Source organism: Bowmanella dokdonensis (assembly GCF_017254865.1).
Classification (GTDB): domain Bacteria; phylum Pseudomonadota; class Gammaproteobacteria; order Enterobacterales; family Alteromonadaceae; genus Bowmanella; species Bowmanella dokdonensis.
In genome coordinates this window covers 461,178-486,525 of record NZ_JAFKCV010000003.1, presented here as the reverse complement: position 1 = coordinate 486,525, position 25,348 = coordinate 461,178, and the positions used below count along the sequence as shown (strand labels likewise).

24 protein-coding genes are annotated in these 25,348 nt (G+C 55.0%); 9 read left to right on the top strand and 15 right to left on the bottom strand.

From position 1 onward, the window contains the following. Nucleotides 1–4 precede the first annotated feature (4 nt). The 4 genes from J0A66_RS08140 to J0A66_RS08125 form a co-directional block, all read right to left on the bottom strand. Entirely contained in the window at nt 5–355 is a 351-nt protein-coding gene (locus tag J0A66_RS08140) for a DMT family protein (RefSeq protein ID WP_206573282.1), read from the bottom strand. A gap of 89 nt (nt 356–444) precedes the next feature. Continuing rightward, the gene (locus tag J0A66_RS08135; protein WP_277603538.1) at nt 445–696 is read right to left on the bottom strand and encodes a putative quinol monooxygenase; all 252 of its coding nucleotides are present in this window, start codon (nt 694–696) and stop codon (nt 445–447) included. A 378-nt stretch (nt 697–1,074) separates the two neighbouring features. Then, nucleotides 1,075–2,817 carry a gamma-glutamyltransferase gene (gene ggt, locus J0A66_RS08130; RefSeq protein WP_338143874.1) on the bottom strand — a complete coding sequence of 581 codons (1,743 nt, stop codon included), beginning with the start codon at nt 2,815–2,817 and terminating at the stop codon, nt 1,075–1,077. 11 nt (nt 2,818–2,828) lie between these two features. Next, complete coding sequence (locus tag J0A66_RS08125; protein ID WP_206573280.1) at nt 2,829–3,593, bottom strand: enoyl-CoA hydratase; 765 nt, start codon at nt 3,591–3,593, stop codon at nt 2,829–2,831. Nucleotides 3,594–3,746: 153 nt separating this feature from the next. Here J0A66_RS08125 and rrtA point away from each other — a divergent pair, with 153 nt between their 5' ends. Together rrtA and J0A66_RS08115 are read left to right on the top strand one after the other, a co-directional pair. Further along, nucleotides 3,747–4,364 carry a rhombosortase gene (gene rrtA / locus J0A66_RS08120; protein WP_206573279.1) on the top strand — a complete coding sequence of 206 codons (618 nt, stop codon included), beginning with the start codon at nt 3,747–3,749 and terminating at the stop codon, nt 4,362–4,364. Beyond that, the gene (locus tag J0A66_RS08115; RefSeq protein ID WP_206573278.1) at nt 4,348–4,764 is read left to right on the top strand and encodes a GFA family protein; all 417 of its coding nucleotides are present in this window, start codon (nt 4,348–4,350) and stop codon (nt 4,762–4,764) included. Before rrtA ends, J0A66_RS08115 begins: the two co-directional genes overlap by 17 nt. A 55-nt stretch (nt 4,765–4,819) precedes the next feature. Here the strand turns inward: J0A66_RS08115 and J0A66_RS08110 are convergent, their stop codons facing one another. Next, nucleotides 4,820–7,309, bottom strand: coding sequence for a S9 family peptidase (locus J0A66_RS08110; RefSeq protein WP_206573277.1), 2,490 nt, complete (start codon nt 7,307–7,309; stop codon nt 4,820–4,822). A gap of 165 nt (nt 7,310–7,474) precedes the next feature. Between J0A66_RS08110 and J0A66_RS08105 the strand changes: the two genes are divergently transcribed. Then, on the top strand, nt 7,475–8,020 hold the full coding sequence (locus J0A66_RS08105; protein ID WP_206573276.1) for a glutathione peroxidase: 546 nt from the start codon (nt 7,475–7,477) through the stop codon (nt 8,018–8,020). 147 nt (nt 8,021–8,167) lie between these two features. Here J0A66_RS08105 and J0A66_RS08100 read toward each other — a convergent pair whose 3' ends face one another. Further along, nucleotides 8,168–8,779 (bottom strand): FMN-dependent NADH-azoreductase, encoded by a 612-nt coding sequence (locus tag J0A66_RS08100; RefSeq protein WP_206573275.1) that lies wholly within the window; start codon nt 8,777–8,779, stop codon nt 8,168–8,170. 185 nt (nt 8,780–8,964) lie between these two features. Between J0A66_RS08100 and J0A66_RS08095 the strand changes: the two genes are divergently transcribed. Continuing rightward, a complete protein-coding gene (locus J0A66_RS08095) occupies nt 8,965–11,454 on the top strand; it encodes a CHRD domain-containing protein (protein ID WP_206573274.1) in 2,490 nt (829 codons plus the stop codon). A gap of 13 nt (nt 11,455–11,467) precedes the next feature. Here the strand turns inward: J0A66_RS08095 and J0A66_RS08090 are convergent, their stop codons facing one another. The 3 genes from J0A66_RS08090 to J0A66_RS08080 form a co-directional block, all read right to left on the bottom strand. Beyond that, the gene (locus J0A66_RS08090; protein ID WP_206573273.1) at nt 11,468–13,204 is read right to left on the bottom strand and encodes a potassium/proton antiporter; all 1,737 of its coding nucleotides are present in this window, start codon (nt 13,202–13,204) and stop codon (nt 11,468–11,470) included. 83 nt (nt 13,205–13,287) lie between these two features. Further along, nucleotides 13,288–14,526, bottom strand: coding sequence for a cystathionine gamma-synthase family protein (locus J0A66_RS08085; protein WP_206573272.1), 1,239 nt, complete (start codon nt 14,524–14,526; stop codon nt 13,288–13,290). 76 nt (nt 14,527–14,602) lie between these two features. Continuing rightward, nucleotides 14,603–15,337 carry a lysophospholipid acyltransferase family protein gene (locus J0A66_RS08080; RefSeq protein WP_241264069.1) on the bottom strand — a complete coding sequence of 245 codons (735 nt, stop codon included), beginning with the start codon at nt 15,335–15,337 and terminating at the stop codon, nt 14,603–14,605. Between the two features lie 11 nt (nt 15,338–15,348). On the opposite strand from J0A66_RS08080, the gene J0A66_RS08075 reads away from it, so the two are divergent. From J0A66_RS08075 to J0A66_RS08060, 4 genes are all read left to right on the top strand, one after another. Continuing rightward, on the top strand, nt 15,349–16,623 hold the full coding sequence (locus J0A66_RS08075) for a S1 family peptidase (protein WP_206573271.1): 1,275 nt from the start codon (nt 15,349–15,351) through the stop codon (nt 16,621–16,623). Beyond that, nucleotides 16,614–17,573, top strand: a complete 960-nt coding sequence (locus J0A66_RS08070) for an FHA domain-containing protein (RefSeq protein ID WP_206573270.1) — start codon at nt 16,614–16,616, stop codon at nt 17,571–17,573. Before J0A66_RS08075 ends, J0A66_RS08070 begins: the two co-directional genes overlap by 10 nt. Continuing rightward, entirely contained in the window at nt 17,573–18,340 is a 768-nt protein-coding gene (locus tag J0A66_RS08065) for an NRDE family protein (protein WP_206573269.1), read from the top strand. Before J0A66_RS08070 ends, J0A66_RS08065 begins: the two co-directional genes overlap by 1 nt. Before the next feature lie 112 nt (nt 18,341–18,452). Next, a complete protein-coding gene (locus tag J0A66_RS08060) occupies nt 18,453–19,643 on the top strand; it encodes an amino acid aminotransferase (RefSeq protein WP_206573268.1) in 1,191 nt (396 codons plus the stop codon). Nucleotides 19,644–19,782: 139 nt separating this feature from the next. On the opposite strand, the gene J0A66_RS08055 is transcribed toward J0A66_RS08060, so the two are convergent. Then, nucleotides 19,783–20,427, bottom strand: a complete 645-nt coding sequence (locus tag J0A66_RS08055) for a hypothetical protein (RefSeq protein WP_206573267.1) — start codon at nt 20,425–20,427, stop codon at nt 19,783–19,785. A 273-nt stretch (nt 20,428–20,700) separates the two neighbouring features. Here J0A66_RS08055 and tcdA point away from each other — a divergent pair, with 273 nt between their 5' ends. Beyond that, nucleotides 20,701–21,504, top strand: coding sequence for a tRNA cyclic N6-threonylcarbamoyladenosine(37) synthase TcdA (gene tcdA, locus J0A66_RS08050; protein WP_206573266.1), 804 nt, complete (start codon nt 20,701–20,703; stop codon nt 21,502–21,504). Here tcdA and J0A66_RS08045 read toward each other — a convergent pair. Genes J0A66_RS08045 through J0A66_RS08025 form a run of 5 tightly spaced genes read right to left on the bottom strand, consistent with a single transcriptional unit; the run spans nt 21,501 to nt 24,801 of the window. Beyond that, nucleotides 21,501–22,940 carry a DUF418 domain-containing protein gene (locus tag J0A66_RS08045; RefSeq protein WP_206573265.1) on the bottom strand — a complete coding sequence of 480 codons (1,440 nt, stop codon included), beginning with the start codon at nt 22,938–22,940 and terminating at the stop codon, nt 21,501–21,503. The two genes, tcdA and J0A66_RS08045, sit on opposite strands and share 4 nt — an antisense overlap. 60 nt (nt 22,941–23,000) lie before the next feature. After that, entirely contained in the window at nt 23,001–23,387 is a 387-nt protein-coding gene (locus J0A66_RS08040; RefSeq protein ID WP_206573264.1) for a SufE family protein, read from the bottom strand. After that, a complete protein-coding gene (locus tag J0A66_RS08035; RefSeq protein WP_338143873.1) occupies nt 23,384–23,941 on the bottom strand; it encodes a DUF6942 family protein in 558 nt (185 codons plus the stop codon). Before J0A66_RS08035 ends, J0A66_RS08040 begins: the two co-directional genes overlap by 4 nt. Next, a complete protein-coding gene (locus J0A66_RS08030) occupies nt 23,938–24,324 on the bottom strand; it encodes a DUF2750 domain-containing protein (RefSeq protein WP_206573263.1) in 387 nt (128 codons plus the stop codon). The genes J0A66_RS08035 and J0A66_RS08030 overlap by 4 nt, the downstream gene beginning before the upstream one ends. 51 nt (nt 24,325–24,375) lie before the next feature. After that, on the bottom strand, nt 24,376–24,801 hold the full coding sequence (locus J0A66_RS08025) for a DUF1801 domain-containing protein (RefSeq protein ID WP_206573262.1): 426 nt from the start codon (nt 24,799–24,801) through the stop codon (nt 24,376–24,378). Nucleotides 24,802–25,348 lie beyond the last annotated feature (547 nt).

Here is a 25,348-nt window from a genome sequence, read left to right as displayed (position 1 = left end):
GCTGTCAGAACTTATCCCGGAACATAAAAAATACTGCACCGAGCAGGCATAGTCCGGCCCACAGATAATCCAGCTTCAGCGGTTCCCTGAGATAAAATACCGCGAAGGGCACAAACAGGCTGAGGGTGATGACTTCCTGAATAATCTTCAGTTGCCCCACAGACAGCACCTGATAGCCCGCCCGGTTGGCCGGCACCTGAAGCAGATACTCGAACAGCGCAATGCCCCAGCTAATCAGGGCGGCGATTACCCAGGGCTTGTTATTCAGTTCCTTAAGATGGGCATACCAGGCAAATGTCATAAAGACATTGCTGCAAATCAGCAGCAGCACACAGGTCAGGACAGGGTTGAACAAGGGACGCTCTCAATGACAGCCAGATGCCGTTATTCTGACCGCAGCCATGATTTTCCGCCAGCCCTAAACTGCGGGCTGGTCGCCAGTGCCTACCGGATCCACTGCCCCAGGTCTTTTAGCACCTGCGCCTGGCGGGGCGATTCCAGCCATTGCGGCAATTTTGAATCGTATTCCCGTCGATAAGGCTTATCCTGATTCTGCAGGAAGGCCTCCACTGAGGGTTCCCGCCACCTTTCGTAAAGGGTGAAAAGGTTAGGCTGGCCGGCGTCTTCATGCAGATAGCAACTTTGAAAGCTTGGTTCCCTGCTCATTTGCTCTGCGAGCTCTTTACAGGCGGCCAGCCACTCCCCCCGGTATTTAATACCAGTCGGATTAATCTTTAGTGCATTCAGAGCTGCCCAGGAAGGATTAGTTCAAGGCGCGGCTTCGAAGGCATAGTGGTGCTATGTCGAGAAGTCGGAACGCAGAAATAATCCTTCCTGGGCGCTCCCTGTGGGCGAAGTCAAAATGCCCGCTACCTGTGTTGCTCGCATTCGATTTAGCGCCACTAGACCTTCATACGAGCGCCTTGGTATCGAACATTTTGTCTTTCGCTGAATGCACTAAAGATTAATCCGATTGGTATAACCTGACACCTGACATAAAAAACCAGTTCATTGTTCATGGCTGCCTCCTTGTGCATTAACTGGAATCTTTTACGGTAATGATCTCGGTCAGGCTTAAAGTCCCACAGCCACACCTTCCCGCCTGGGATCGGCGCCGCCAACCAGTTTGTCTTCAAGCACCATTATGCCATGCAGGCCACTGTTCAAATCGATGACTCTGACTTCATGGCCCATCTTCTGCAAAATCTCGGCCTGTTCGGCCAGGGTGGTGCCCTTCTCCACGGCCGTGTAGTCATTACGGTTGGTAATTTTCGGCAGGTTAATGGCCTGCTGGATGTCCAGTTTCCAGTCCAGCACGCCTATCAACGTCTGGTTCACGTAGTCGATGATACGGCTGCCACCTGGCGACCCCACCACCAGATACAGATCCCCCTGCTTGTTGAAAACCATGGTCGGGGTCATGGAGCTGCGCGGTCTCTTGCCCGGTTCCACCCGGTTGGCCACCAGCATGCGGTCTACTTCCGGTATAAAGGAAAAGTCCGTCATCTGATTGTTCAGCAGGAAGCCTTCGACCATCAGGCCGGAGCCAAAGGCCATTTCGATACTGGTGGTCATGGACAGGGCATTGCCTTGCTTATCGACAATGGAGATATGGCTGGTATTGGGCAGCTCATAGGCATTATCCCTGGCCATACTCAGTGCCTGGTGGGGCTGGCCGGCCTCGGCCAGTCCCATATCCCTGTCCTTGCTGATCAACTGTGCCCTCTTTTTCAGGTAGGGCCTGGACAGCAGGGCGCCTACCGGCAACTGGATAAAATCGCTGTCCGCCACATAGCGTTCACGATCGGCGAATGCCAGCCTGGACGCCTGGGTGAAAAGATGCAGGGCCTCAATGGCATTGGGTTCATACTGGGCCAGATCGAAGGTTTCCAGCATCTTCAGGATCTGCAGGGTAGCTATCCCTCCGGAGCTTGGCGGCGCCATGCCGCAGACCTTGTATACCCTGTATGGACCACACAGAGGTTTGCGTTCGACGGCGCGATAGTCCGTCATATCCTTCAGGCTCAGCGTCCCCGGATGGATGCTGGCTTTTTGCACCGCCTGCACGATTTTCTCCGCCATATCCCCCTGATAGAACGCATCTGCACCTTTCTCGGCAATGATATTAAACGTGCGCGCCAGCGGCAGGTTCTGGCGCAGATAACCTGCTGGCAGGGGCTTGCCGTCAGGGTAGAAATACTTGCGACTGGTCTCGAACTGTTTCAGTCCAGGGTGGAGTTCCATGGCCAGTAACCTGGCCAGCCGGGGCGAAACCTTGAAGCCTTCCTCTGCCGCCATGGCCGCATCACGAAACAGGCGGATCCAGGGAAGCTTGCCATGCTGCTTATGCGCTGTTTCCAGTGCCCGCAACACGCCAGGGGTCCCTACCGCTCTGCCTCCCACTATGGCCTCACGCCAGGGAATGGGCTTGCCGTCCTTCAGAAAATGATTGATGTTGACATCCCTGGGCGCCGTCTCGCGGCCATCATAGGTAGTCAAAGTGCGGCTGATGTTGTCCCAGTAGAGGATAAAAGCGCCGCCGCCTATGCCTGAAGACTGCGGTTCAACCAGGGTCAGCATGGCCTGCACGGCGATGGCGGCGTCGATGGCACTGCCACCCTGCATCAGAATTTTCTTACCGGCCCAGGCGGCATAGGGATTGGCAGCGCTGACCATAAACTCCTGGCCACTGACCGCCTTTTTACTTTCAAAACCTGTGGCTGCCTCCGGCTCTCTATCCTCAGGAACCTGAGGGTTGGCCTGTACGACCGTCAGGCTCAACACCAGACATAAAATGACACCAACTCTGTACAACACCCATCCCCTCGTTATTGGTAAATCTTACTATCCGGCGCACGCTTCTCAAGGAATGCGGCAAAGGCTTCCCTGGCGGCCGGCGTGGCCAGTTGCTTGACAAAACAGGCCAGTTCTTCATGCATATGCGACGTAACGTCATTGCCGTTGCTCTTCATCAGGGCTTTGGTCAGTTGCATGGCTTGTTTGGGTTTGGCAACCAAGCTGGACAGGGTTTTGGCCACCAGTTCGTCCAATTGTTCCGCTGGCACCATTTTATTTACCAGATTAAAAGTCAGTGCTTCGTCGGCGCCGAACACTTCGCCCAGCATCAGCCACTCGGCGGCTTTTCGATGTCCCACCAGGCGCGGCAACAGGTAGCTGGATGCATACTCAGGCACCAGCGCCAGGTTGATAAAAGGTAAAGAGAAACGGCTGTCGGCAGCACAATAGACCAGGTCGCAGTGCAGCAGCATGGTGGTGCCTATTCCTATGGCCAAACCGCGAACCTCAGCCACCACCGGCAACGGACAATGCATCAGGGCAGTCATAAAACGCACGGTTTCACGTATATGCTCATGATCCGGTGAGCGGGCAAAATCGCTCAGATCGTTACCGGCGGTAAAATCCTTCCCTTCCCCCCGGATCAGCACGGCTCGCAAATCCGGATCCTGAGCAACCTCCTCCAGGGCTTCCGCCAGTTGCCGGTACATCTGGAAATTCAGGGCATTTTTCTTGTCCGGCCGATTAAAGCCGATGTGCAGGACCTGATCAGCTTTTTTAATTAATACGTGGGACATAAGACTCCTGTTGGATGGTCGTCATCAAGCCAGAGAATAGTTTTTGCCATTGATACCGTGACGCTGTCAATCGGCAAACAAACACTGGGCCCGCCGACGGCAGCAGGTTAACATAGGCTAATTCCAGTTAGATCATAAGCTTAGCAATTTATCATGTTTAATTTTCCCTTGCAGGCCAAACACTGGGCCGGCCCCCTGCTGGTGTTGGCGCTGAGTCTGGTGCTGTTTGTGTCCGAGCCAGCCAGCAGCCAGTGGCTGGCCTATGATCGCATACTGATTAAAAGCCACCAGTGGTGGCGGCTACTCAGTGGAAACCTGCTGCATACCAATGCCAACCATCTGCTGCTCAACGGCGCAGGCCTTTTGTTGTTGTGGGCCCTGCATGGGGATTACTACCGCCCCGGCGCCTATCTCGGTCTGTTGCTTGGCTGTGGACTGGGCTGCGGTATCGGTCTGTACTTGTTTTCGCCCGAGATGATTTGGTATGTGGGTTTGTCCGGGGCTTTGCACGGTTTATTCGTGTGGGGTGGGGGCCAGGACATTCGCCTTGGCCTGCGCTCCGGCTGGTTGCTGATGGCCGGGGTCTGGGCCAAGATAGGGTACGAGCAATGGCAGGGGCCCAGTGAAGAGATAGCCAGCCTGATCGAGGCCAGCGTCGCCGTCGATGCCCATTTATATGGCGCAATCAGTGGTCTGCTGATATTGGCAGGGCAACTTTGCCGGACCCGGTTTGCAACAAACAAGGAGACAACCTATGAAAAAGAATTATGAAGGTCATTGCCTGTGCAAAAAGGTAAGCATCACCGCACAACTGGATGAAAAAGTCGGCGTTTGCCACTGCTCCATGTGCCGTCAGTGGGTAGGCGGACCATTTCTGGGCGTCGATGGCGGCACGGATGCCGCTATCCGGGGAACAGAACACCTGGGCTATTTTGTTTCATCGGATTGGGCCAGACGGGCCTTTTGTCGCGAGTGCGGCAGTGCACTTTTTTATGAACTGCGGGAAAGCGGGCAGAAAATTATCTCCGCAGGCCTCTTTGCCAAGGATGAGGGTTTTAGTCTGGATCACCAGATTTTCATTGATGAAAAGCCGCATTGGTATGCCTTTGCCAATCAGACGCAGACCATGACAGGTGCAGAGGTCTTCGCCGAGTTTACCAAACAACAGTAGTCAAAACCCGACGACCGGAAAAGAAAAAAGCCCCGGAGCCGGGGCTTTTTGCTTATCAGTTGAGGTTTTCCTCGAACAGTTTGTAGATCCGGCGATATTCGTCCAGCCAGGAACTTGGCTGACGGAATCCGTGTGATTCCACCGGATAGATGGCCGTTTCGAAATCGGTTTTTTCCAACTCGATCAGGCGCTGCACCAGGCGCACCACATCCACGAAGAATACGTTGTTGTCCACCATGGGCGCGTTGATCAGCAAGGGCTTGTCCAGTCCCTCAGCATAATAGATGGGCGAGCTGCGCTTATAGGCAATGTCATCCACCGTCGGCGTATTGAGGATATTGGAGGTATAGGGAAGGTTGTAATAAGCCCAGTCCGTCACCGGACGCAGTGCCGCCCCACACTGGAACAGATCCGGCGTGGTGAACAGCGCCATAAAGGTCATAAAACCGCCGTAGGATCCCCCATAGGTACAGACTCTGTCCTGGTTCACATGGGCATTGGCACCCAGCCAGTTGACCCCGTCCTGCAGATCCTGAATTTCCGGGGTGCCCATCTGACGGTAAATGGCGGTGCGCCAGTCACGACCGTAGCCGGCAGATGCGCGGTAATCCATGTCCATCACCACATAACCCTGCTGCACCAGCATGCTGTGGAACATAAACTCGCGGAAGTAACCAGACCAGCCCAAATGGGAATTTTGCAGGTAACCTGCGCCGTGGTTGAATATCACCGCCTTACGGGGCTCACCCTGCTGGTAGTCTTCCGGCAGATAAACCTTGGCATAGATGGGCTTGTCCGTGTGGCTGGAGGGTACCGGCACCACTTTGGGGGCCACCCAGGGCATGGCCTTGAAGGCCTCGCTCACCGTATCGGTGATCTTGACAGGTTTGGCGCCGATATCGGCGTCCTGTACATAGAGCTCCGGTGGCATGGTCACTTCGCTGTGAGTCAGCAGCAGTTTGGACTCGTCTGGGCTGAGCACATATTCATTGTCGCCGCCAAGATCGGTCAGGGCTTCGATGTTGCCGCTTTGCAGATTGACCCGGTAGATCTCGTAAATGCCCGGATGTTTGATATTGGCGCGGAAGTAAATATGACTGTCATCCCGGGTCAGGGTCAGTTTGTCCACTTCGTAATCGCCATAAGTCAGGGCCAGTTCTTTAGCCCCCGGTTCCTTGCGATAGAGCTGGGCATAGCCGGACTGTTCAGAGAGGAAATACAGGGTTTCACTCTTGTTCAGCCAGCCGAAACTGTTGAAACGATAATTGATCCAGGCCTTGTCGTGCAGTCTGTGCTGGCTGACCAGGGCCGGTTTGCGGAAATCCACCGTGGCAATCCAACGATCCTTATTGTCCCAGGCTTTGAGCATGATAGCGACCTGCTGGCCCTGTCCATGCCACTTGATGGCGCTTTCTGTCCAGTACCAGTCAGTGATCAGGCCGATTTCCCTGGGCAGGCGGTTAACCTCATACTTCTCCCCCCTGGCCCGGGCATTTTCCTGTTTGACCTCGGCCAGTACATCTTCGTTGTAGCCCGGCAGGGATTCGTAACCCAGCTTACTCTGGACACCCTTGTCCAGATCAAGCAGCCAGAGCTCCTGGCCCCGGGGTTTGGCATCCACCACCATGGCGCGTACGTTTTCGGTCTTGATACGCCCATCCTCACCTATGTAGTTAGGCATAATGTCCTGATCATCCCGGACGGGCTCATCCTTTTCTATGGCCAGCACAATCTTGCTGCCATCGGGAGACAGGCTGGCCTGCACTGTACGAAAATCCTTGGGCAGATAGAACGGCTCAGGGGCCAGACTGGCATTCTGGGCTTTGAGCGCCTGGTTGTGCTCGAAGCGCGCCTTGCGGTCGGCCCGCTCCTTACCCACATACTCAATCAGCTCCAACTGTTTTTTAGCCAGGTAATCCTTGGGCTCTTCCAGTGCTTTGGGGGCCTCGGCGAACTTCCAACTGGCCAGTTGCCGGGTCAGACCGGAATCAGGATCGATAGCCACAAAGCTGTTGTTCGACTGATAAACCAGCCGTCCGTCCAGCAGAAACATGGGCTGGCTGACACTGGCATTGCCACGGCTCAGTTGCGTGACCTTGCCGCTGGCCAGGTCGCGTATAAAGAGGTTGCCCTCAAATACCCAGGCGGCACGGGAATAGTCCTGATTAAACACCCGCTGGGCATTGTCCGCCTGATGCAGGGAGGCCAGGGCGATCTTCTCCCCGTTGCCACTCTGATCAGCGCTGGTCTGCCACAGATCCTGTATGGGACTGGCTTCACGTTTGCGCTCATAACGTACGCTGCGGCTGTCCAGTGACCAGAAGGGATTTTGCGGTTCACGACCAATCCAGTCAGGGTCGGCCATGATCTGTTCCAGGGTGATTTTGTCACCGGTACTGGCCAGGGCGGGGCGGGCTTCCACTACCTTGGGTACAGTCTGTCTGCTATCTTTGGCAGCCTGTGTCTGGGTTTGTTGGGTGGCGGCACAGGCCACCAGGCTGGAGGAGACCAGCAACACCAACAGGTTCTTTGTTGTTTTTTGCATGTTAAATTGTTCCCTGAATCATGGCGGATTGGCCGATGGACGCCTTATTAAAGCGCAAAGGTCCCAATCGGCGCAAACCCGGCATGATCTGATGCGATTTGCCAAACGTAAAGTCTGAAGCTTTATACTCAATGCGCTATTTACCGCAAACATTAAGAGAGTCCCATGAAAATACGTCTGATTGCCCTGTTCCTGAGTCTGACTGCAACTTCGGCCCTGGCCAACGAATGCCCCGACCTGCTTAAGTTTGCCAAACGTAAGCTCAACTCCCAGGAGGTGGTGAATTTCTGTGAGGCTTACCAGGGCAAGACCCTGCTGGTGGTTAATACTGCCAGTTTCTGTGGCTTTACGCCCCAGTTTGAAGGCTTGGAGAAGCTGTATTCGGATTACAAGGATAAAAACTTCGTGGTGCTGGGCTTTCCGTCCCATGACTTCAACCAGGAAGCCGACAGCGAAGAAAAGACCGCCGAGCTGTGTGAACTGACTTATGGGGTGCAATTCCCTATGTTCGAACCCATGCCCGTCAGGGGTGAGGATGCGGATCCCTTTTACCGCATGCTGGCAGAAAAGTCCGGCACCACCCCTAAGTGGAATTTTTACAAGTACCTGATCGATGCCAAAGGGGAAGTGGTGGAATCCTATACCTCATTCACCAAGCCGCAGGATGAGGACTTTGTGGCAACCCTTGAAAAGACGCTGGCAAGGAAGTGATACCCGGGTAGCCGAGCCCATTCTTAGCCGCCCTCTGCACACTCAAAGCCTGAGTAAAAAAAACCCCACCGGGTGGTGGGGTTAAAGAGCACACTCAACTAGGAACACACTTCAGTGAAGACGGGCGTCTTCACTCACTGCAATTATTCAGGCAACCAGTTTCTGCAGAAGTTCAGAAATTTTTTCGTCGGCCTGGGCAAACCCCTGATTCGCTGCGTCGGGTCCCATGGCCAGACCTTCCGCATACGCAAACTCCACGTCGGTCATGCCCAGAAACGCCAACACGTCCTTCAGGTACTGGCTCTGGCTGTCTTTGGGTGTGCCGGCATACAAACCGCCGCGGGCCGCCAGTATATACACCTGCTTAGCGTCAAGCAGGCCCACCGGGCCCTTGTCCGTATAACGAAAGGTGATGCCGGCCCTGGCGACCCTGTCGATCCAGGATTTAAACACTGAGGGCACCCCGAAATTGTACATAGGCATGCCGATAACGATTACATCATGACTTTTCAGTTCATCTATCAGGCTGTCTGACAGGCTGGCCAGTTGCTGTTGTACCTCACTGCGCTCGGCTGGCGGGGTCATCCAGGCCTGCATTTCCTCTCCACTGAGATGGGGCAGCGCCCCGCTGTCCAGGTCACGCACCGTTACCTCGACCGGCTCCACGGCTTGCAGTTGTTCAACAAACTTACTCGCCAGTTGCCATGAGTTACCCTGCTTTCCGTTCAGGCTAGAATTGATCAGCAATACTTTTTTCATCTCGATTTCTCCGGGGTAATTTAGAAGTCAGGATCAGTTTAGTCCTACTGATGTGAAATAAAATCACATTAAATCAGCCAAACCGTTCGAATAATATGAAGATAAAGGAGAGTGGGTGAAGAGGGTGATCCCTCAAGGATCCCCCCTCGTAGTTGAATTTGCCTAAACAACACGAGGAATTAACCATGAGAGGGATCACCAAGCTGTTCGCGATCTCAGGCGCAACCTTGCTGTTATCGGGTTGCTGGCTGGACGATGACGAGAATAACCCGCCCACCCCACCTGAGCCACCAGCACCGGAACCGGTGCAAACCTACCTACGAATTACACATGCTGTGCCGGACGCCCCGGGGGTGGATATTCTGGCTGACGGAAGTATTCTGGCGGAGCTGGAAAATGTCGATTATCAGGTTTCCTCCCCCTGGCTGATGCTGGATGGGGGCGGCTATGAAGTCCAGGTCAATGCCAGGTTGCCTGATGGCACCACCACACCGGTTATAGGGCCCACCGAACTGAACTTTGCCGGCGATATGACCTACGATGTGCTGGCAGTGGGCGAAGTAGCCACCATCGAACCCCTGATCATCGAAAATACCTTGACTCAGGTCACCTCAGGCAATGCCAGGGTGCAGATTGTCCACGGCGCCCCCAATGCCCCTATGGTGGATATTTATGTGACCGCGCCGGATGCGAATCTTGCCAGTGAAGAAGCCCTGGCGACCTTGTCATTCAAGGAATATACCGCGCAGGTAGAGGTACCGGCCGGCGATTACCGGGTCAGGGTCACCCCGGCAGGAGCAATGGACGTGGTGTTTGACTCGGGGACCTTGTCCCTGACAGACGGCTTTGACGCTATGGTTACCGCTACGGATAACGTGGGAGCAGGCTCTTCACCTGTTACCCTGCTGGTTTCCCAGGCAGAAGGATCCTCCCTGGTCTGGGACGAAGAAGCCGGTGCCTACCTGAGGGTATTGCATGGGGTGGCTGACGGTCCCGCCGTCGATGTGCTGCTGAATAATGCCGCTATGCCGGCCAACCCCCAACTGGACGGGCTGACCTTCCCCCACGCCACAGACTTTCTGCCGGTATCTGAGGGCGACTATCTGGTGGATGTGGCTGCTGATGCAGACAACAGCCTCATCGTGGTTGACGATGCAGCGGTAACACTGGAACAAGGCGCCATTTACACCGCTATCGCTCATAATGATCTGGCCAATATTGCCCTGGACCTGCTGCCCGATAACCCCCGTTCCCTGGCAACTGCGGCCAAGGTCAGGATTGTCCACGCCGCCCCTTCTGCCGGAGATGTGGATATCTATCTGACCGCAGACGATGATATCAGCGATGATCAACCGGCCTTCAGTGCCGTGCCTTTCACCTCCCCTGTGCTGACCGACACCGGCTATATTGAGTTGGCCGAAGGAAGCTATTTTGTGACGGTGACAGACTCTGGCAGCAAAGAGGCGGCCATCGGCCCGCTACCGCTCGATTTCACAGAGGGTCAGGTGTTTACGGCCGTGGCCCTGGATGCCGGTGGCGGAGGCCTGCCGCCACAGGTCATCCTGCTGGATGACAGCCAGCCGGAACCTGTTGAATTTGAAGCCAGCCAAAACTTCGAGGTGACCCTCACCGGCATGCAGGAAGTCCCTATGGTCAGTACTCAGGCCAGTGCCACTGCGCTAGTGGAGTTGGATGAGACCAACAAGCTGTTTCGCGTCGAACTTGATGCCAGCGAACTCACCGGCGTCACCGGTGCCCATGTACACGACGGTGATATTGGCATGAACGGTCCGGTGGCGTTTCCGCTCACGGACATGGGCAGTGGGGTATTTACGCTTGAAGCCACTGCTTTGACTGATACCCTGATTGCCGATCTCAAAGAGGGAGACTGGTATCTGAACCTGCACACCGAGGCTAACCCTGGCGGCGAAGTGCGCGGCCAGATTATCGATGCCGATACTGCCATTGTTACCTTCCCCTTAAGCGGGCTGCAGGAAATCCCCCAGGTAATGACCACCGCCATGGGCTGGGGTTATGCCACACTCAACACCCAGACCCTGGCCGTTAAGCTGACGGCTGTGACCAGCGGCGTGGCGGACGCAACGATGGCTCATATCCATACGGGCCACGCGGGGGAGAACGGGCCGGTCTATGTGGGCCTGGAGCAACACCCGGAGGATATGAATGTCTGGAGGACCCCTCAGGGCGCCACGCTGGACGCTGAAAATGCGGCCAGACTGGTCAGTGGCGGACATTATGTGAATGTGCACACCCCTGCCTACCCCAATGGTGAACTGCGGGGACAGATTACGCCCGCCAACATCGAGGTCTACGGGGTCAGGGCAACCGGTGAGCAGGAAGTACCCGCCGTCACCACCGATGCCCTGGGCATCGGCGCCGTTACGCTCAATACTCTTACCGGGGCGATCATTGCCAATATGAATCTCTATGATATCAGCCCCACAGCCGGACATATCCATGCCGGGGCGGTGGGTGAGAATGGCGAGGTGGTCTTTCCTTTCAGTAATCCGGAGGCGGGTTTCTGGACGCTCTCACAAACCCTGACCGTGGACCAACAGGCATTAATGCAGGGGGCCGGTCTGTACGTGAACTTTCATACCGGTGCCAATCCGGAGGGTGAGCTTCGCGGCCAGATTACCCTGGGTTTTGACTGAAAAAACAGGGGCCTCAGGGCCCCTCTTCCCCCAGCTTGATGCCAACGTTAATGATATTACCCTGACTATCCAACTGCCTGGCCGTCAATATCACTTCACCTACTCGCAATCTGTCCCCGACCACCACCCTGCGGTGAAATCTGCGGATAAAGAACTCAGACAGACTCATTCTGGCTGTGTGCAGGTCGAGTTGCCCCAACGGATAGAAATCCGCCAACTCTGCCAGTGTCAACTCGCCATGCAGGCTGAAATCGCCAAAAAAGTTACTCTCCGTCAACTGACTTCCGCTGCCCCCCGCTGCCAGCACACGACTGACATGCTCCACATCCGCGCTTTTACCCATTACCAGCACTACATCATTCTCCCTCAGTCGCATGGTATTTTTAGGCGGCAGCCATTGATCGTCACGAACGACACCAAGAAAAGCCAGCGGACTGACAAAATTCAGCTCAGACCACTTGTGTTCATAAGCGGGACATTCCCTGGTGATGGGAAACTCCCAGGCTTCGAGGGGATCCTGACTGCCGATGGACTCCAGCGGGATCGTCTGTCTGGGCTGGGGCTGGGGTGGCACTTCAAGGCCCAGATAGCGGGCCAGGGGCGTCATGGTCCAGCCCTGCAACAACAGTGATACCAGCACGACGAAAAAGGCCACGTCGAAGTAAAGCGCCTGATCCGGCAACCCAGACAGCCAGGGAAACAACGCCAGGATAATAGGGACGGCCCCCCTGAGCCCTACCCAGCTGATAAACAGCTGTTCCCGCCAGGGGAAGGCAAATGGCAGCAGACAAATCAGGGTAGCCAGGGGCCGAGCCAGGAAGATCAACACCAGGGCCACACACAGAGACATAAACGCATGCTCAATCAGGTGAGACGGTGTCACCAACAACCCCAGGATGAGAAACATCAGTATCTGGCCCAGCCAGGTAAGGCCATCCTGCACCTGCAGTATGTGCACCAATTGCGCCAGCCTGGCGTTGCCAATCAGATAGCCCATCAGATAAACGGCCAGAAAACCGCTGCCTCCCAGTCGGGTGGTCAGAGCGAAAACCAGAATGGCGCTGGAAGCGGCCAGAATCGGCAGAAAAGTAAAACTCAGCGGCACCTTCCTGGCCATCAGGATAAAGCCCTGGCCCCCCAGCCATCCGCTTAGCAAACCAAGTACAAGCTGCCAGATCACCGCCTGCCCCAGGGGTAACACGCTCAATTCTGCGCCGTTGGCCACGGCCGCCGTCAGCGTCATCGTCAGTATGACCGCCATGGGGTCGTTAGTACCGGATTCGATTTCCAGGGTTGAGGCCACCCGCTGTTTCAGCTCCACCCCCCGGGACTGAAAAATACCAAACACGGCTGCGGCATCGGTAGAACTCAGTAACGCACCAATCAACAACGCCACTGTCCATGGCAGATCAAACAAATACACCGCCCCGGCAGCGGTAATGGTGCAGGTCAGGGCGACCCCCAGGGTGGATAGACTGATGGCGGGCCACAAAGCGACCCGGAACCTGTCCCTGTGGGTGCGCATGCCGCCGTCGAACAAAATAATGGCCAAGGCGGTAGAGCCGATTAAAAATGCAAGCTGGGGGTTGTCGAATTCGATTCCGAGCAGGCCGTCCTCACCGGCAAGCATGCCGATGCACAGGAATACCAGCAGCAGCGGGGCGCCGAGCCGGTTGGATAACACGCTGGCCAGAATGCTGAAGACCAGCAGTGCGCCGATCACCAACAGTAGGCCGATCGCCTCGCTCATGACGCCTTCCTCTTTCTGCCCGTTACAGGCAGATTAACACAGCCTTGTGCTACGCCACTACTACCGCCCCTGCCCGTTAGGATTCAGACCGAAGCCAACGCCTGCTCGAAATCGGCAATAATATCGTCGATATCCTCGATACCGATACTCAGACGGATCATATTGTCACTGATCGCCATTCTGGCCCGCTGCTCTGCTCCCATCTCATAATAAATGGTATGGGCTACCGGGATGGCCAGGGTGCGGGTATCGCCCAGGTGGGTGGCATTGATGACCAGTTCAAGGCTGTTCAGGAAAGCGAAACAGTCTGCACCGGGCACCAGATCCAGGCTCAGGATACCACCATATTGACTGAACTGGGCCCTGGCCAGCTGATGCTGGGGATGATCCGACAGCCCCGGATAATAGACCTTGGCCACCTTGGGATGGCTGGACAGATAGGTCGCCAGGGTCAGGGCATTGGCACAGGTCTTGTCCAGGCGAAGGGCCAGGGTTTCCATGCCGATGGAAATCAGATGGGCCGAATCCGGTGTGAGACAGCCCCCCATATCCCGCAACCCTTTCTTCTTGATCTGCAGCAATCCCCACATATTGGAGGGCTGGGATTTATAGGCTTCGTTAATATTAGGAAAATCGGTCCAGTCAAACAGACCGGTGTCGATGACCGCCCCGCCCAGCACATGACCGTGGCCTGCCATATACTTGGTCAGTGACCCCACTAGCAACGAGGCCCTGGCGGCCCTGGCGTCGAATAAGTAGGCCGGCGTCATGGTATTGTCGACCATATACAACAACCCCAGCTCTTCACATAAACGGCCAATGGCGTTCAAATCGGCCACCTGGGTTACCGGATTGGCGATGGTCTCAAGGTACAGGGCCCGGGTATTGGGCTGAACGGCCTGCTTGACCTGATTAACATCCGTCACATCCACCAGACTCACTTCTATGCCAAACCCACGCAGTGTATTGGCAAAACTGTTGGTATTACCGAACAGAAACTGACTGAGGATCAGATGGTCCCCCTGCTTGAGCAAAGACAGCAAACAGGTGGTAATGGCCGCCATCCCCGAGGCGAAAGTCAGGGCGCCGATGCCCCCTTCCATGCTGGCCAGCATATTCTGCAGGGCGTTGATGGAGCCCGACGACTGCCTGGAATAAGCATGTCCGTTACTGCGTCCCTGGAATACATCCACCAGGTCTTCCACGCGTTTGTATTCAAACAGTACCGAATTGCTGGTCGGCTGATGAACGGCGCCATCCTGTGGTGAATTCAGCAGCCTGTCCGTGTGCACCAACTTGGTGGTAAAACCTTTAAATTCCAAAACTTACCCCTTGTTCAGCAATTTTGCAGACGCTTTACCTACTGCAAAAGCCTTTTATTACTCTTTGTACCTGGGTTCAGGCAAGATGCGGATGGCGCGCATGGACCCTGGCATAGAAGGATCTTATTTTAGCCATCTCTACGGCTATATCATCGCCTATTTCCATCGCGGGGCCAAATCCAATTACTTTCTTTTTATAATCTAAATAAATAAGCAGGACGGGCACATTGGCCGCCCTGGCGATATGCAGAAAGCCTGATTTCCACTCTGGGACTTTCTTGCGGGTGCCCTCAGGGGCAATCCCCAGGATCATCGGCTGGCCGGCGAACTGTTCGCTGACCTGCCCCACAATTCCATGGGTGGACGAACGGTTCACGGCGATGCCGCCAATACGGCGCATCCACCAGCCGAGCGGACCTTTGAACAGGCTGTGCTTGCCCAAAAAGGAGATTTTCAGGCGTAAGGCAAAGGCGGTTGCCAGGGCAATGACAAAGTCCCAGTTCGAAGTATGGGGGGCCACACAGGCCACACATTTATCCAGGTTGGGAAACTCCCCTTCCATCTTCCAGCCGAGCCAGCCAAGTACCCGAAGCCCCAGCCAGTGAGTAAACGCATTACCCTGTCGTGGTACCCGTTCGCCAATGGGGGGAATATTCAGTGGATGGTCCGCCATCGATACGTTCTCAAGACTGCATTGGCTGGGATCATGGTGCAAGCGGACTGGCTTGTCGAGTCCGCTGTCGCCGGAATAATGGAATTGCCCCACAGGCTCAGGCACAATGCAGTGCATACGCAGTTGTATGGTTAACATTCAGGACGATAATGAGATTGACTCTTTTGCCGGCGGGACGCTGCCGGCTGCTGTTTTTATGCCTGTGGCTGGTGACCCTGACGGGCCAGGCCCAGGAAAGTGCCAAAGACCTGTTCGGCCATTTTCAACCCGCCCTGTACCAGATTCGGATGATCGAGGTGGAATCGGGTAACAAGTCCTCCATCGGCTCAGGTTTTCAGGTCAGCAGGGACGGCCTGATTGTCACCAACTATCATGTGATCTCCGATTCGGTATTCTACCCGGAGAAGTACCGTATCGAATACCTCAGCCAGGATGGCCAAAGTGGCCTGCTGAGTTTGCAGCAGATAGACGTGGTAAACGATCTGGCGCTGGTCAGGCGCGATCCGGGTCAGCCGGTGCATTTCGATTTAGCCGCCAGCCTGCCATCCCAGGGTGATGGCATCTATTCTCTGGGTAACCCCCATGATTTGGGCATGATCGTGGTGCCCGGCACCTATAACGGCCTGAAGAAAAACAGCTTCAACCAGAAGATCCATTTCACCGGTTCCATCAACCCTGGGATGAGCGGAGGACCTACGGTCAATGCCATGGGTCAGGTGGTGGGCGTCAATGTGGCAACCGCCGGCAACCAGATTGGTTTTCTGGTGCCCCTTGAACCCTTGCAAAAGCTGGTTGCCAGCACGTCTGAGCAGGTGCCTGAGGATTTTCTGGCCGATATACAGCAGCAACTGATCGACAATCAGACCCGCCTGTTAACGGCCTTCACCCAAACGCCCTGGCAACTGGCGTCTCTGGGCCAGGCCCAGGTGGCAGGAGAAGTGGTCAATTTTCTGCCCTGCTGGGGTAATTCCAACGCCAACGATAAGAGTGCTCAGTACCTGACTGTGCAGAAACGCTGCCGGCTGGAAGAAGAAATCTTTTTACACAGCCAGCTTCGCACCGGCACCCTGGAAATCGAATACGAATGGCTGACGTCCGACAAGCTCTCCTCCACCGCATTTTACAACCTGTACGAGCAGGGTCTGCAGAACGTGGGGCCCGGCAATAATGCCGGCAAGGAATCGGTCACCAGTTTCCAGTGCCAGCAGCAGCGGATGATCAACAACAGCGGCATGAAGTTGCGTTTTGTTTTCTGCACCCGTGCCTATAAGGACTTTAGCCAGCTCTATGATGTGCTCATTCTCGGAGCCAGTTATGACAGAGACAGGCAGGGCCTGATCAGTCACTTCACCCTGGCCGGGGTGACACGCGAGTTAAGCCTGATTTTCACACGCCATTTTGTGGAGGCGCTGGCATGGCAATAGTGATAGAGAAACTCGCAGCCAACGACAAAATGGTCAAGCATTACCTGTTTGACAAGCCCAGTGTGTCCGTCGGCCGCAGCTACAGCAACGATATCTGTCTGGATGATCCTTATGTATGCCCGGAGCACCTGCATATCGAGCAGGATCCCCATAGTGGAGAGATCCAAATCCATGACAGGGATTCGGTCAACGGGCTGCTGATAAACGGCAAGCCGGCGAAACAGGCCATCCTTAAACACTCCGATGTGATCTCCCTGGGTAAAACCCGGCTCAGGCTGTTCGACTCCAGCCAGGCTGTTGAGCCGACGCTCAGACTCAGCCCGATAGAATCCAGGCTGGCCGTGCTGTCGCACTGGCGCTTTGCCTTGCTGCTGGCCTTTATCTATGCCCTCACCCTGACCTATCAGGCCTACCAGAATACCTTTGTCGATTTTGAAATAGGGCAGATGCTGCCCCGGTTACTGAGCGAATTTTTGTTGCTGTCGGCCTGGCCTTTGCTGTTTGGCTTGCTGGCGCGATTGCAGAAGCAGGAGGCTCGCCTGGCCAGCCAATACTCCCTCATCTGGCTGTTCGCGCTGCTTACCGTGGGATTGTCGCTGACCAATCAATGGTTCAGGTTTAACTTTCCTCAGATGCCAGCCTGGAATCTGCTTGAGCTGATCGTCATGGGCTTGGTGTTTTTCTCTCTGCTGTGGTTAAGCCTGCTCATTGCTTTCCATCAGTCCACCGCCAGGCGCAACAGAATTGCCCTTGGCTGCAGCCTGATATTTGTCTCCCTGGTGATGGGCTGGCATCAGGTCAAACAGGCCGACTTCTCCCCCCGCCCCGTCTACCGCTTCCTGTTGATGCCTGATGACTATGCCGTTGGCCAGGGTGTCAACAGTGAGGCCTTCATCGAACAGTTACACAACAGTTATGACAAGGCCGCCAAAGCCAGGGACAAGGACTGATGTGCATTCTGTTCGTGGCGGTTGAGCAGCACCAGGATTACCCGCTGCTCCTGGCCGCCAACCGGGACGAGTTTTTTGCCCGCCCCACCCGAATGTCGGGATTCTGGCCAGAGCATCCGCAGTTGCTGGCAGGACGGGATTTAGAAGCAGGCGGCAGTTGGATGGGCCTGACCACCACAGGCCGTCTGGCCGCCCTGACCAATATCCGCAACCCTGCCCGGGTGGAGTCGGAAAAACACAGCCGCGGCCATCTGGTTACCGGATACCTGACCGGCAGCCAGACCCCAGTTGAGTATCAGCAAACGCTGAGCAGCAGCAGAAACCAATACAACGGCTTTAACCTGCTGTTTGGTCGACTGACCGATCTGTGGATATACAATAATCATCTGGATCAGACGGTAAGACTGGAAAAAGGCGTCCATGGTCTGTCCAATGCCGACATCCACAGTGTCTGGCCGAAAACCAGCCTGGGCGTGGAAAAACTGGCTGATCACTGCCGACAGGAAAATCCGGACACAGACAGCCTGTTTGCCTTGTTACGGGACGAAACCCGCGCCCCAGATCACATGCTGCCCAATACCGGCGTATCTATGGAATGGGAGCAAAGGCTGTCTTCCATTTTTATTCGCGGGGAAGAATATGGTACCCGTTCCTCTACCCTGCTACTGGTCGACAGACGAGGCAGAGCCAGGTGGCTGGAACGCACCTTCGACAACCGGGGCGAAATGCAAGCTGAGATCGTCATGAACCTGATACTTTCAGCATAAATTAAGCCTAAATAGCATGATTTGTATCTCGAATTTTGCGCCACGGCTGGCATAATATGCGCCTTGTGCCGCCACACCCTTGCCTTCCGGCAACTGAAATTAGAGGGATACCATGTTAGAAGTGCTTCCACAGTTACCCGCCGATCCGATTCTTGGCCTGTCAGCTGCGTTCAAGCAGGATACCAACCCCAAAAAAGTCGATTTGGGGGTGGGTGTTTACAAGGATGAGCAGGGTCGCACGCCGATCCTTAATGCGGTGGCCAAGGCGCAGAAGATTCTGCTGGCCAACGAAGATTCCAAAACCTATATCAGCCCGCAGGGTGTGCAGGGCTTTATCGATGGCATGCTGGAACTGCTGCTTGGCAAAGGCCACAAAACCCTGATCGAACAGCGGATAGCCGCCGTCCAGGCGCCCGGTGGCTGCGGTGCACTGAGGATCCTGTCTGAGTTGCTCAAGCGCTGCAACGGTGATTTGACCGTCTGGGTCAGCGACCCGACCTGGGCCAACCATATCCCCCTGATTGGCAGTACAGGACTGAAAATTGAGACCTACCCCTATTTCGACCGGGAAAAAGCCGGCGTTAAGTTCGATGAGATGATGGAATGCCTGCAGCATGTGAAAAAAGGCGATGTGGTACTGCTGCATGGTTGCTGTCACAACCCTACCGGGGCGGACCTGAGTAGAGAACAATGGCATGCGGTGCTGGAGCTGGCCCAGAAAAAAGAATTCCTGCCGTTTCTGGATATTGCCTATCAAGGGTTCGGTGATGGTGTTGAGGATGATGTCTATGGCCTGCGCCTTCTGGCCGACAATCTGCCTGAAGTGATCGTGGCGGCCTCCTGTTCAAAGAACTTCGGCCTGTACCGTGAAAGGGTCGGCCTGGCTGCCATGATCGGCGCCAACAGTAAGGTCCGTGATGCCCTGCAAACCCAGATCCAGGCCATTGCGCGGGGTATTTATTCCATGCCTCCCTCCTATGGGGGCGCACTGGTGGATATTATTCTCAACAGCCAGGAGCTCAGGCAGGAATGGCTGGGCGAAGTGGATGCCATGCGTGACCGCATGAAGACCCTGCGTCGCCTGCTGGTCAATAAAATCCGGGAAAAGGACGCCAGCCTGGATTTCAAATTCGTCAACCAGCAAAAAGGCATGTTTTCCTATCTCTGTATCAGCCCGGAGCAGGTCAGGAAGATGCGCAGCGACTATGCCATCTATTTTGTCGACTCCAGCCGGGTCAATATTGCCGGTATCAGTCATCAGAATGTGGACTATATTGCTGAAGCACTGGTGGCTGTCCTGTAACCCGGACTCGTCGATTAACCCTGAACAAAGCCTGCCGATGCAGGCTTTTTTATACCCTTCAGATTGAGCTTGTCCTTGCCGTCCTGACAAAAAAAACCCTGCATCAGCAGGGCACACAATGACATTGGAGAATGACATTTTATTGCAGGAATTTACGTCGATTATAGCCCATCAGTACCAGAGCAAAAGAGAAAATCAGCAAAGCTGCCGGTTCAGACACCAGCGCCGGTTCATTGTCGATGGAGGTGCCAATCTGGAAGCGCATGCTCTGCTCAGGATTGAAGCTGAAAGTGTTCTCAAAATGTTCCCAGGTGATGGTCAGAAAGTTCTGGCCAAATGACAAGCTGGGAATAAGTGACTGACAGCCTGATTGCCAGTCCAGATAATCAAAATAACAAGCCAGTTGATCCGAGTCAGCCAGCAGGGAAAGGGCACTTAAGGACTCCCCTGCCTCACTGAAGACAATATTGAAGATGGACAGTTCGAACTTTTGAAAGGTCCCGCTTAACTCTTCAAAGGGGCCTGTTGTGACCTGCAACAGATTGGCCAGATTCAGATCGACTGTCATCTGGGGATCATCCAACAGGGAATTGCGGCTGGTCAGGTTTGCCGCCCCCAACTCCAGCCCTATGCCGATGGATTGATTAAAATTCTGATAGACCACCAGATCCGCTGACTCTCCGTCGCTGGAACCCGTTATCTTGAAATCCGCCCAGATCAGGGCTGCATGGGATTGCATAGAAACAAGGGCGAAGCCGAACAGGCACATTACTTTCTTAAACATCAAGAACTCCAAGTACGTATCCCTACTTATTCAGTTCCGTAACAATTGAATTAATTCAAGAATCGGACCAAAAAATAACCATATGATTTAACTATAGTTTATTTACATGCTGAAGCAAATCCTAATCAGCATGTAAAAGAGTTTGACAGAATTTGATCTGCCACGGCAAGGCATTTCCATCAAGCAGAGGAAGGAGGTCCCTCAGCGGCATGGGCCTCCAATCCGCCCCGCTCTGTGTGCTAAACTGCGCACCGGCAATTTGAGGGGTGGTAAATGAGTGGATTTGAGCAACGTTTCGGCGGGACCCGCCGTCTTTACGGCAACCAGCAGACAGACTGGTTGCGTGAGGCGCATTTTTGCGTGGTGGGCATCGGCGGAGTCGGTTCCTGGGTGGCCGAGGCATTTGCGCGCACTGCAGTGGGAAACCTGACCCTGATCGACCTGGACGATATCTGCACCACCAACACCAATCGCCAAATCCATGCCATGCTGCCAACGGTAGGGAACAGCAAGGTCGAGGTCATGGCTGAACGCATCCGTCTGATCAATCCTGACTGCCTGGTCCATTGTATTGAGGACTTCGTGACCCCGGACAATTGCGCAGAATACCTGCAGAAATTTGACTATGTTATTGACGCCACCGATTCGGTCAAAGCCAAAGCAGCCATTATTGCCCATTGTAAAAGACGCAAGATTCCGGTGTTGACGGTGGGCGGCGCCGGCGGCCAGACCGACCCCACTCAGGTGTCGGTGGCCGATCTGGCAAAAACCACTCAGGATCCGCTTGCCGCCAAGGTCCGGGCACAGCTCAGACGCCAGTATGGATTTACCAGTAATCCCCAGCGGCGATTTGCCGTCGACTGCGTCTTTTCCACTGAGCAGTTGAAGTACCCGCAGGCTGACGGCACTGTCTGTGAAACCAAGAGCCTCGGCGAGGGCAGCGTCAGACTGGACTGCCGTTCAGGCTTTGGCGCCGCCGTGGCGGTCACCGGCACCTTCGGATTTGTTGCCGCCGCCAGGACCGTGGACAAGTATCTGCAAAAACGGCAGCGACAGGAAAGCGGACAGACGGACTAACGCCGCATGGGTTGCCATTGTTGGTAACTCAGACAGCGCCATAACCATTCCATGGGCCCGAAACGAAAGTGTTTCAGCCACCAGTGACTCAGTGGCACCTGCACCGCTACTACCAGCAGACATAGCAGCAGCTCCCAGCTTCTGCCCAGTTGTCCGTAAAGTCCCGCCCCATAGCCGTAAAACAGGCTGCTCAGTATCAGCGACTGCAACAGATAATGGGTCAGCGCCATACGCCCGAAGGGGGCCAGAACCTGCAACAACCGGCGCCAGGCCGGCCAGGTCAGCGCACGCATTATCAGGCCCAGATAACCCGCCGTCATAAAGTACTGACTGGCAAAGAACAAGCCGTCAGCCAGTACACGGACAAACTCTGCCTGTTCAGCCACAGGGTGGTGCAGCAACATCAGAGCCGGTACCGCCATCAACAGGCCGGTACTGGTTCCCCACCAGGCGAGTATCCGATAAAACCCCTGATACTGACGGTAGCGGACGATGCGTTGAGACAGGATCAGCCAGTAACCCAGCAGAAATAAAGGCACAAAAAGCAGCACAGCCAGCAGCGGGCTATAGGCCAGACTCAGCAGGGCGTATTGTGCACGATGACGGGTTGCCTGCCAGTAGCTGCCTTCACTGAGGGCCTGAATTTCCTCAGCCTGCTGCTGTTCTTCCTCTCTTTTAGCCCCGGCCAGTTCCCTGGCATCCTGCTCTATTGCCGCCAACGCCCCCTTCTCAGGCTCAGCTTCATTCTCTTGTACCTGGTCTGCCTGTTTCTCCAAGGCGGCGTCTTTCTGACTGAGCAGAATCTGCACCTTGGCATTCAAGGCCTTTTCATCCTGCCATTCCCTTTGCAGATCCTGATTGTCGCTGGATGCCCCAAGCAGGATTGCCAATGCCAGCATAGCGACGACAGGCAAGCCCAACCAGAAAAGAGCCAGCTTCAAAAGACGTGAAGGCCGATTAAAACGTCGGAACCTGTCGGTTTGCAGCAACATGATCAGGCCCATCAGCATAAAGCCGGCAATGGCATAGTCATGCAGAATATCCCCACCCCAGAGAAATACCATATGGGCGAAGCCAAACAGGAACAGGATCCCCATACGTCTGCTGAACCAGCCGGTAAAAGGCTTGCCGGCCATCAGGGCCTTGTTCAGCATCACGGCAAAGCCCATGCCGAATAGCAGGGCAAAGAGCTTATAAAACTTACCTTCCACAAACAGCCGGATCAGCCAGGCACTGGTATGATCCCAGCCGGTCAGTGACGGATCGGCACTACCCAACAGAGTCATGGGGCGGTTGAACCACTCCACATTCATAAACAGGATACCCAGCAGGGCAAAACCGCGCAGAATATCCAGCACATCCAGACGCTGTCCTTCTTCGACCGGTTTCAGTTCAGGCTTGCTTGGCTCAGAGTGGGGAGGAACGAGAGAATCCATACCGGTGTCATCCTTGAGGTTAAGTGGCCAGCCTATCGCGGATACCGATAAAATCAAAACTTATCGGCAGTTACGGCGAATTTCCTCCATAACAGCCTGCAGACCGTTGCTGCGGGACTGACTCAAATGGCGGGCTAAACCCAGAGACTGCAGATAGGACGCCATATCAAACTGACAGACAAACTCAGGGGAATTGTCCTGCAGGGGCTCAAACATAACTGCCAGCAGACCCCGGACGATTTTACTGGTGGACCAGGCCCACAAGTGCAGTCGCCCATCGCTGATCTGGCATTTCAGCCAGACCTGGCTTTCACAGCCTTGCAATTCGTATTCTGCCTGCCTGTCCGGCTCCGGCAACACAGCCAACTGACGGGACCCCAGCATCAGTTCCCGCATCTGTTCATCCCAGCCTTTAGCCCCCAACAGCCTGTCTTGTAGCGAATTCATGGGTGTGCCTCTGTTGGCTGCTTTAACTGATAGCAGGTGATCAGCTCTACCAGATGGAGAATCTTGCAATCCGACAACTGGCGATAATCAAAATAAGGACAGACGAACAGCCCAAATGTTGGCTGTACGGCAAATTGCCGGTCCAGCCACTGCAAGCCCAGGCCATGCTGTTCATCCAACAGGTTGGCGTAGGTTCGCCCACAGATAATTTGTATCCGGGGACGGGAGAAACCGAGCATCGGCGCAGAGAATTGCAAAGCAGTTCCTGAACCCTGCTGCAACAACCTGTGGTCCCGGTAATGTTGCCAGCGCTGTTGACTCCGGACCAAATCCAGGCCTGCCGCCCGCAGGGCAAACAACAACTTTGCATAGACGTTAAAGACTTTACGCCAGCCATTACCGCAGGCCTGGCCGATACAAGCGATCTCCCCCGCCAGCAGAGGCCGCTGCGCCGCCAGTGCCTGGTATTCGGTCAGACCGGGGCGATTGGCAATATAAACAGCAAGTTGCGGCTCGGTGTCACCCAGCCCCACTGTTGCGATATTCGCTGTCACTGTCCGCCTTGCTCTTCTTTCAGCGCCTGGGTAAATTCTTCAGTCTGCACCAATATGCCTTCTTCTTCATTTGCCACCGGAAACAGCATCAGCATGACCTCGTCAGGTTGCCAGAGCACAAACCATCTGCTTAGCAGCTCATCCAGTTTAATCGGCTTGGGTCGGGCTTGCGGGTACTGGGTGGCAGACCAGAGTGCCGCCGTTTGTGCATCTGGAAACAACGGGGTGCAGGCATCCCCTTCGGCACTGAGCATCACCCAGCCGTGTTCCGCCTCCAGCCCCCAGACAAGCTGCTGGTTGACGGCCTGCATAAAACAGTATTCGGCGCGCTCTTCAGCGCTGGCAGTCAGCAAAGACTCAGGAGAAAGGGAGGTGGCAGGCATGGCAGTTTCCGAAACATTCAACAAGGTAATGGGGCCATTATACCAATCCATTCACTGACGGGGATAGCGGCGTTCCATTTCAAGCACGGAGGCGTGCAGCAGTTCCTTCAATGCCTGCTGATCCACTGCCGAGAGTGATTTGATATACAGACAGGATTTGCCGGTGCTGTGCTTGCCAAGCTTCTGCAGTATTGCCGAAAAGGGTTCAAAACCAGGAATAATATACAGCGCCAGCTTGCCCTTTCGCGGCGAAAAGCCGACGCGCATAAAGTCCCCTTCCCTGCCTGACTCATAACGATAATGGTAGCGACCAAAACCTATGATGCCTGGCCCCCACATCCTGGCTGGTTCAGCAGTGATTTCTTCCATCATGGTCAGCAGGGCCAGGCTATCCTGCTTTTGCTGCGGGTCTTCAAGTGCCTCGATAAAAGTAGGTACATCGGCATCGGTAGCCTGGTTCTTATTCTTGGCTTGCATGGCAATTCCTTTCTGATCCCAGTTAACTGATCCAGTTGAATGAATATAGATGAATCCAAAAAGAGGGGGAAGGAACCAGTCGAACCCAGGGGCTCGTCATCCCACGCGGAAACAACAAATAAAAAGCCCCCGCTCTGTGCGGTCGATAACCGTGTTTGCCTCTGCATGGGGATTGCAAAGTACCTCCTGTACTTTGCCGCTGCGCGGCCAGCCTGCGGCTGTCCTGGTTCGCTCCAGACGAACCAGTCGAACCGGGGGTTCGTCATCCCACGCGGAAACAACAAATAAAAAGCCCCCGCTCTGGCGAGCGATAACCGTGTTTGCCTCTGCATGGGGATTGCAAAGTACCTCCTGTACTTTGCCGCTGCGCGGCCAGCCTGCGGCTGTCCTGGTTCGCTCCAGACGAACCAGTCGAACCGAGGGGTTCGTCATCCCACGCGGAAACAACAAATAAAAAGCCCCCGCTCTGGCGAGCGATAACCGTGTTTGCCTCTGCATGGGGATTGCAAAGTACCTCCTGTACTTTGCCGCTGCGCGGCCAGCCTGC

Excerpts from the sequence above, each read along its gene's own strand:
- J0A66_RS08100 (WP_206573275.1), bottom strand. The coding sequence starts at position 8,779 with ATGAAAAAAGTATTGCTGATCAATTCTAGCCTGAACGGAAAGCAGGGT.
- J0A66_RS08090 (WP_206573273.1), bottom strand. The coding sequence starts at position 13,204 with ATGAGCGAGGCGATCGGCCTACTGTTGGTGATCGGCGCACTGCTGGTC.
- J0A66_RS08025 (WP_206573262.1), bottom strand. The coding sequence starts at position 24,801 with ATGCAAGCCAAGAATAAGAACCAGGCTACCGATGCCGATGTACCTACT.
- J0A66_RS08070 (WP_206573270.1), top strand. The coding sequence starts at position 16,614 with ATGGCAATAGTGATAGAGAAACTCGCAGCCAACGACAAAATGGTCAAG.
- J0A66_RS08045 (WP_206573265.1), bottom strand. The coding sequence starts at position 22,940 with ATGGATTCTCTCGTTCCTCCCCACTCTGAGCCAAGCAAGCCTGAACTG.
- J0A66_RS08125 (WP_206573280.1), bottom strand. The coding sequence starts at position 3,593 with ATGTCCCACGTATTAATTAAAAAAGCTGATCAGGTCCTGCACATCGGC.
- J0A66_RS08080 (WP_241264069.1), bottom strand. The coding sequence starts at position 15,337 with ATGTTAACCATACAACTGCGTATGCACTGCATTGTGCCTGAGCCTGTG.
- J0A66_RS08040 (WP_206573264.1), bottom strand. The coding sequence starts at position 23,387 with ATGAATTCGCTACAAGACAGGCTGTTGGGGGCTAAAGGCTGGGATGAA.
- J0A66_RS08065 (WP_206573269.1), top strand. The coding sequence starts at position 17,573 with ATGTGCATTCTGTTCGTGGCGGTTGAGCAGCACCAGGATTACCCGCTG.
- J0A66_RS08110 (WP_206573277.1), bottom strand. The coding sequence starts at position 7,309 with ATGCAAAAAACAACAAAGAACCTGTTGGTGTTGCTGGTCTCCTCCAGC.
- J0A66_RS08075 (WP_206573271.1), top strand. The coding sequence starts at position 15,349 with ATGAGATTGACTCTTTTGCCGGCGGGACGCTGCCGGCTGCTGTTTTTA.
- J0A66_RS08055 (WP_206573267.1), bottom strand. The coding sequence starts at position 20,427 with ATGTTTAAGAAAGTAATGTGCCTGTTCGGCTTCGCCCTTGTTTCTATG.
- rrtA (WP_206573279.1), top strand. The coding sequence starts at position 3,747 with ATGTTTAATTTTCCCTTGCAGGCCAAACACTGGGCCGGCCCCCTGCTG.
- tcdA (WP_206573266.1), top strand. The coding sequence starts at position 20,701 with ATGAGTGGATTTGAGCAACGTTTCGGCGGGACCCGCCGTCTTTACGGC.
- J0A66_RS08115 (WP_206573278.1), top strand. The coding sequence starts at position 4,348 with ATGAAAAAGAATTATGAAGGTCATTGCCTGTGCAAAAAGGTAAGCATC.
- J0A66_RS08060 (WP_206573268.1), top strand. The coding sequence starts at position 18,453 with ATGTTAGAAGTGCTTCCACAGTTACCCGCCGATCCGATTCTTGGCCTG.
- J0A66_RS08095 (WP_206573274.1), top strand. The coding sequence starts at position 8,965 with ATGAGAGGGATCACCAAGCTGTTCGCGATCTCAGGCGCAACCTTGCTG.
- J0A66_RS08030 (WP_206573263.1), bottom strand. The coding sequence starts at position 24,324 with ATGCCTGCCACCTCCCTTTCTCCTGAGTCTTTGCTGACTGCCAGCGCT.
- J0A66_RS08105 (WP_206573276.1), top strand. The coding sequence starts at position 7,475 with ATGAAAATACGTCTGATTGCCCTGTTCCTGAGTCTGACTGCAACTTCG.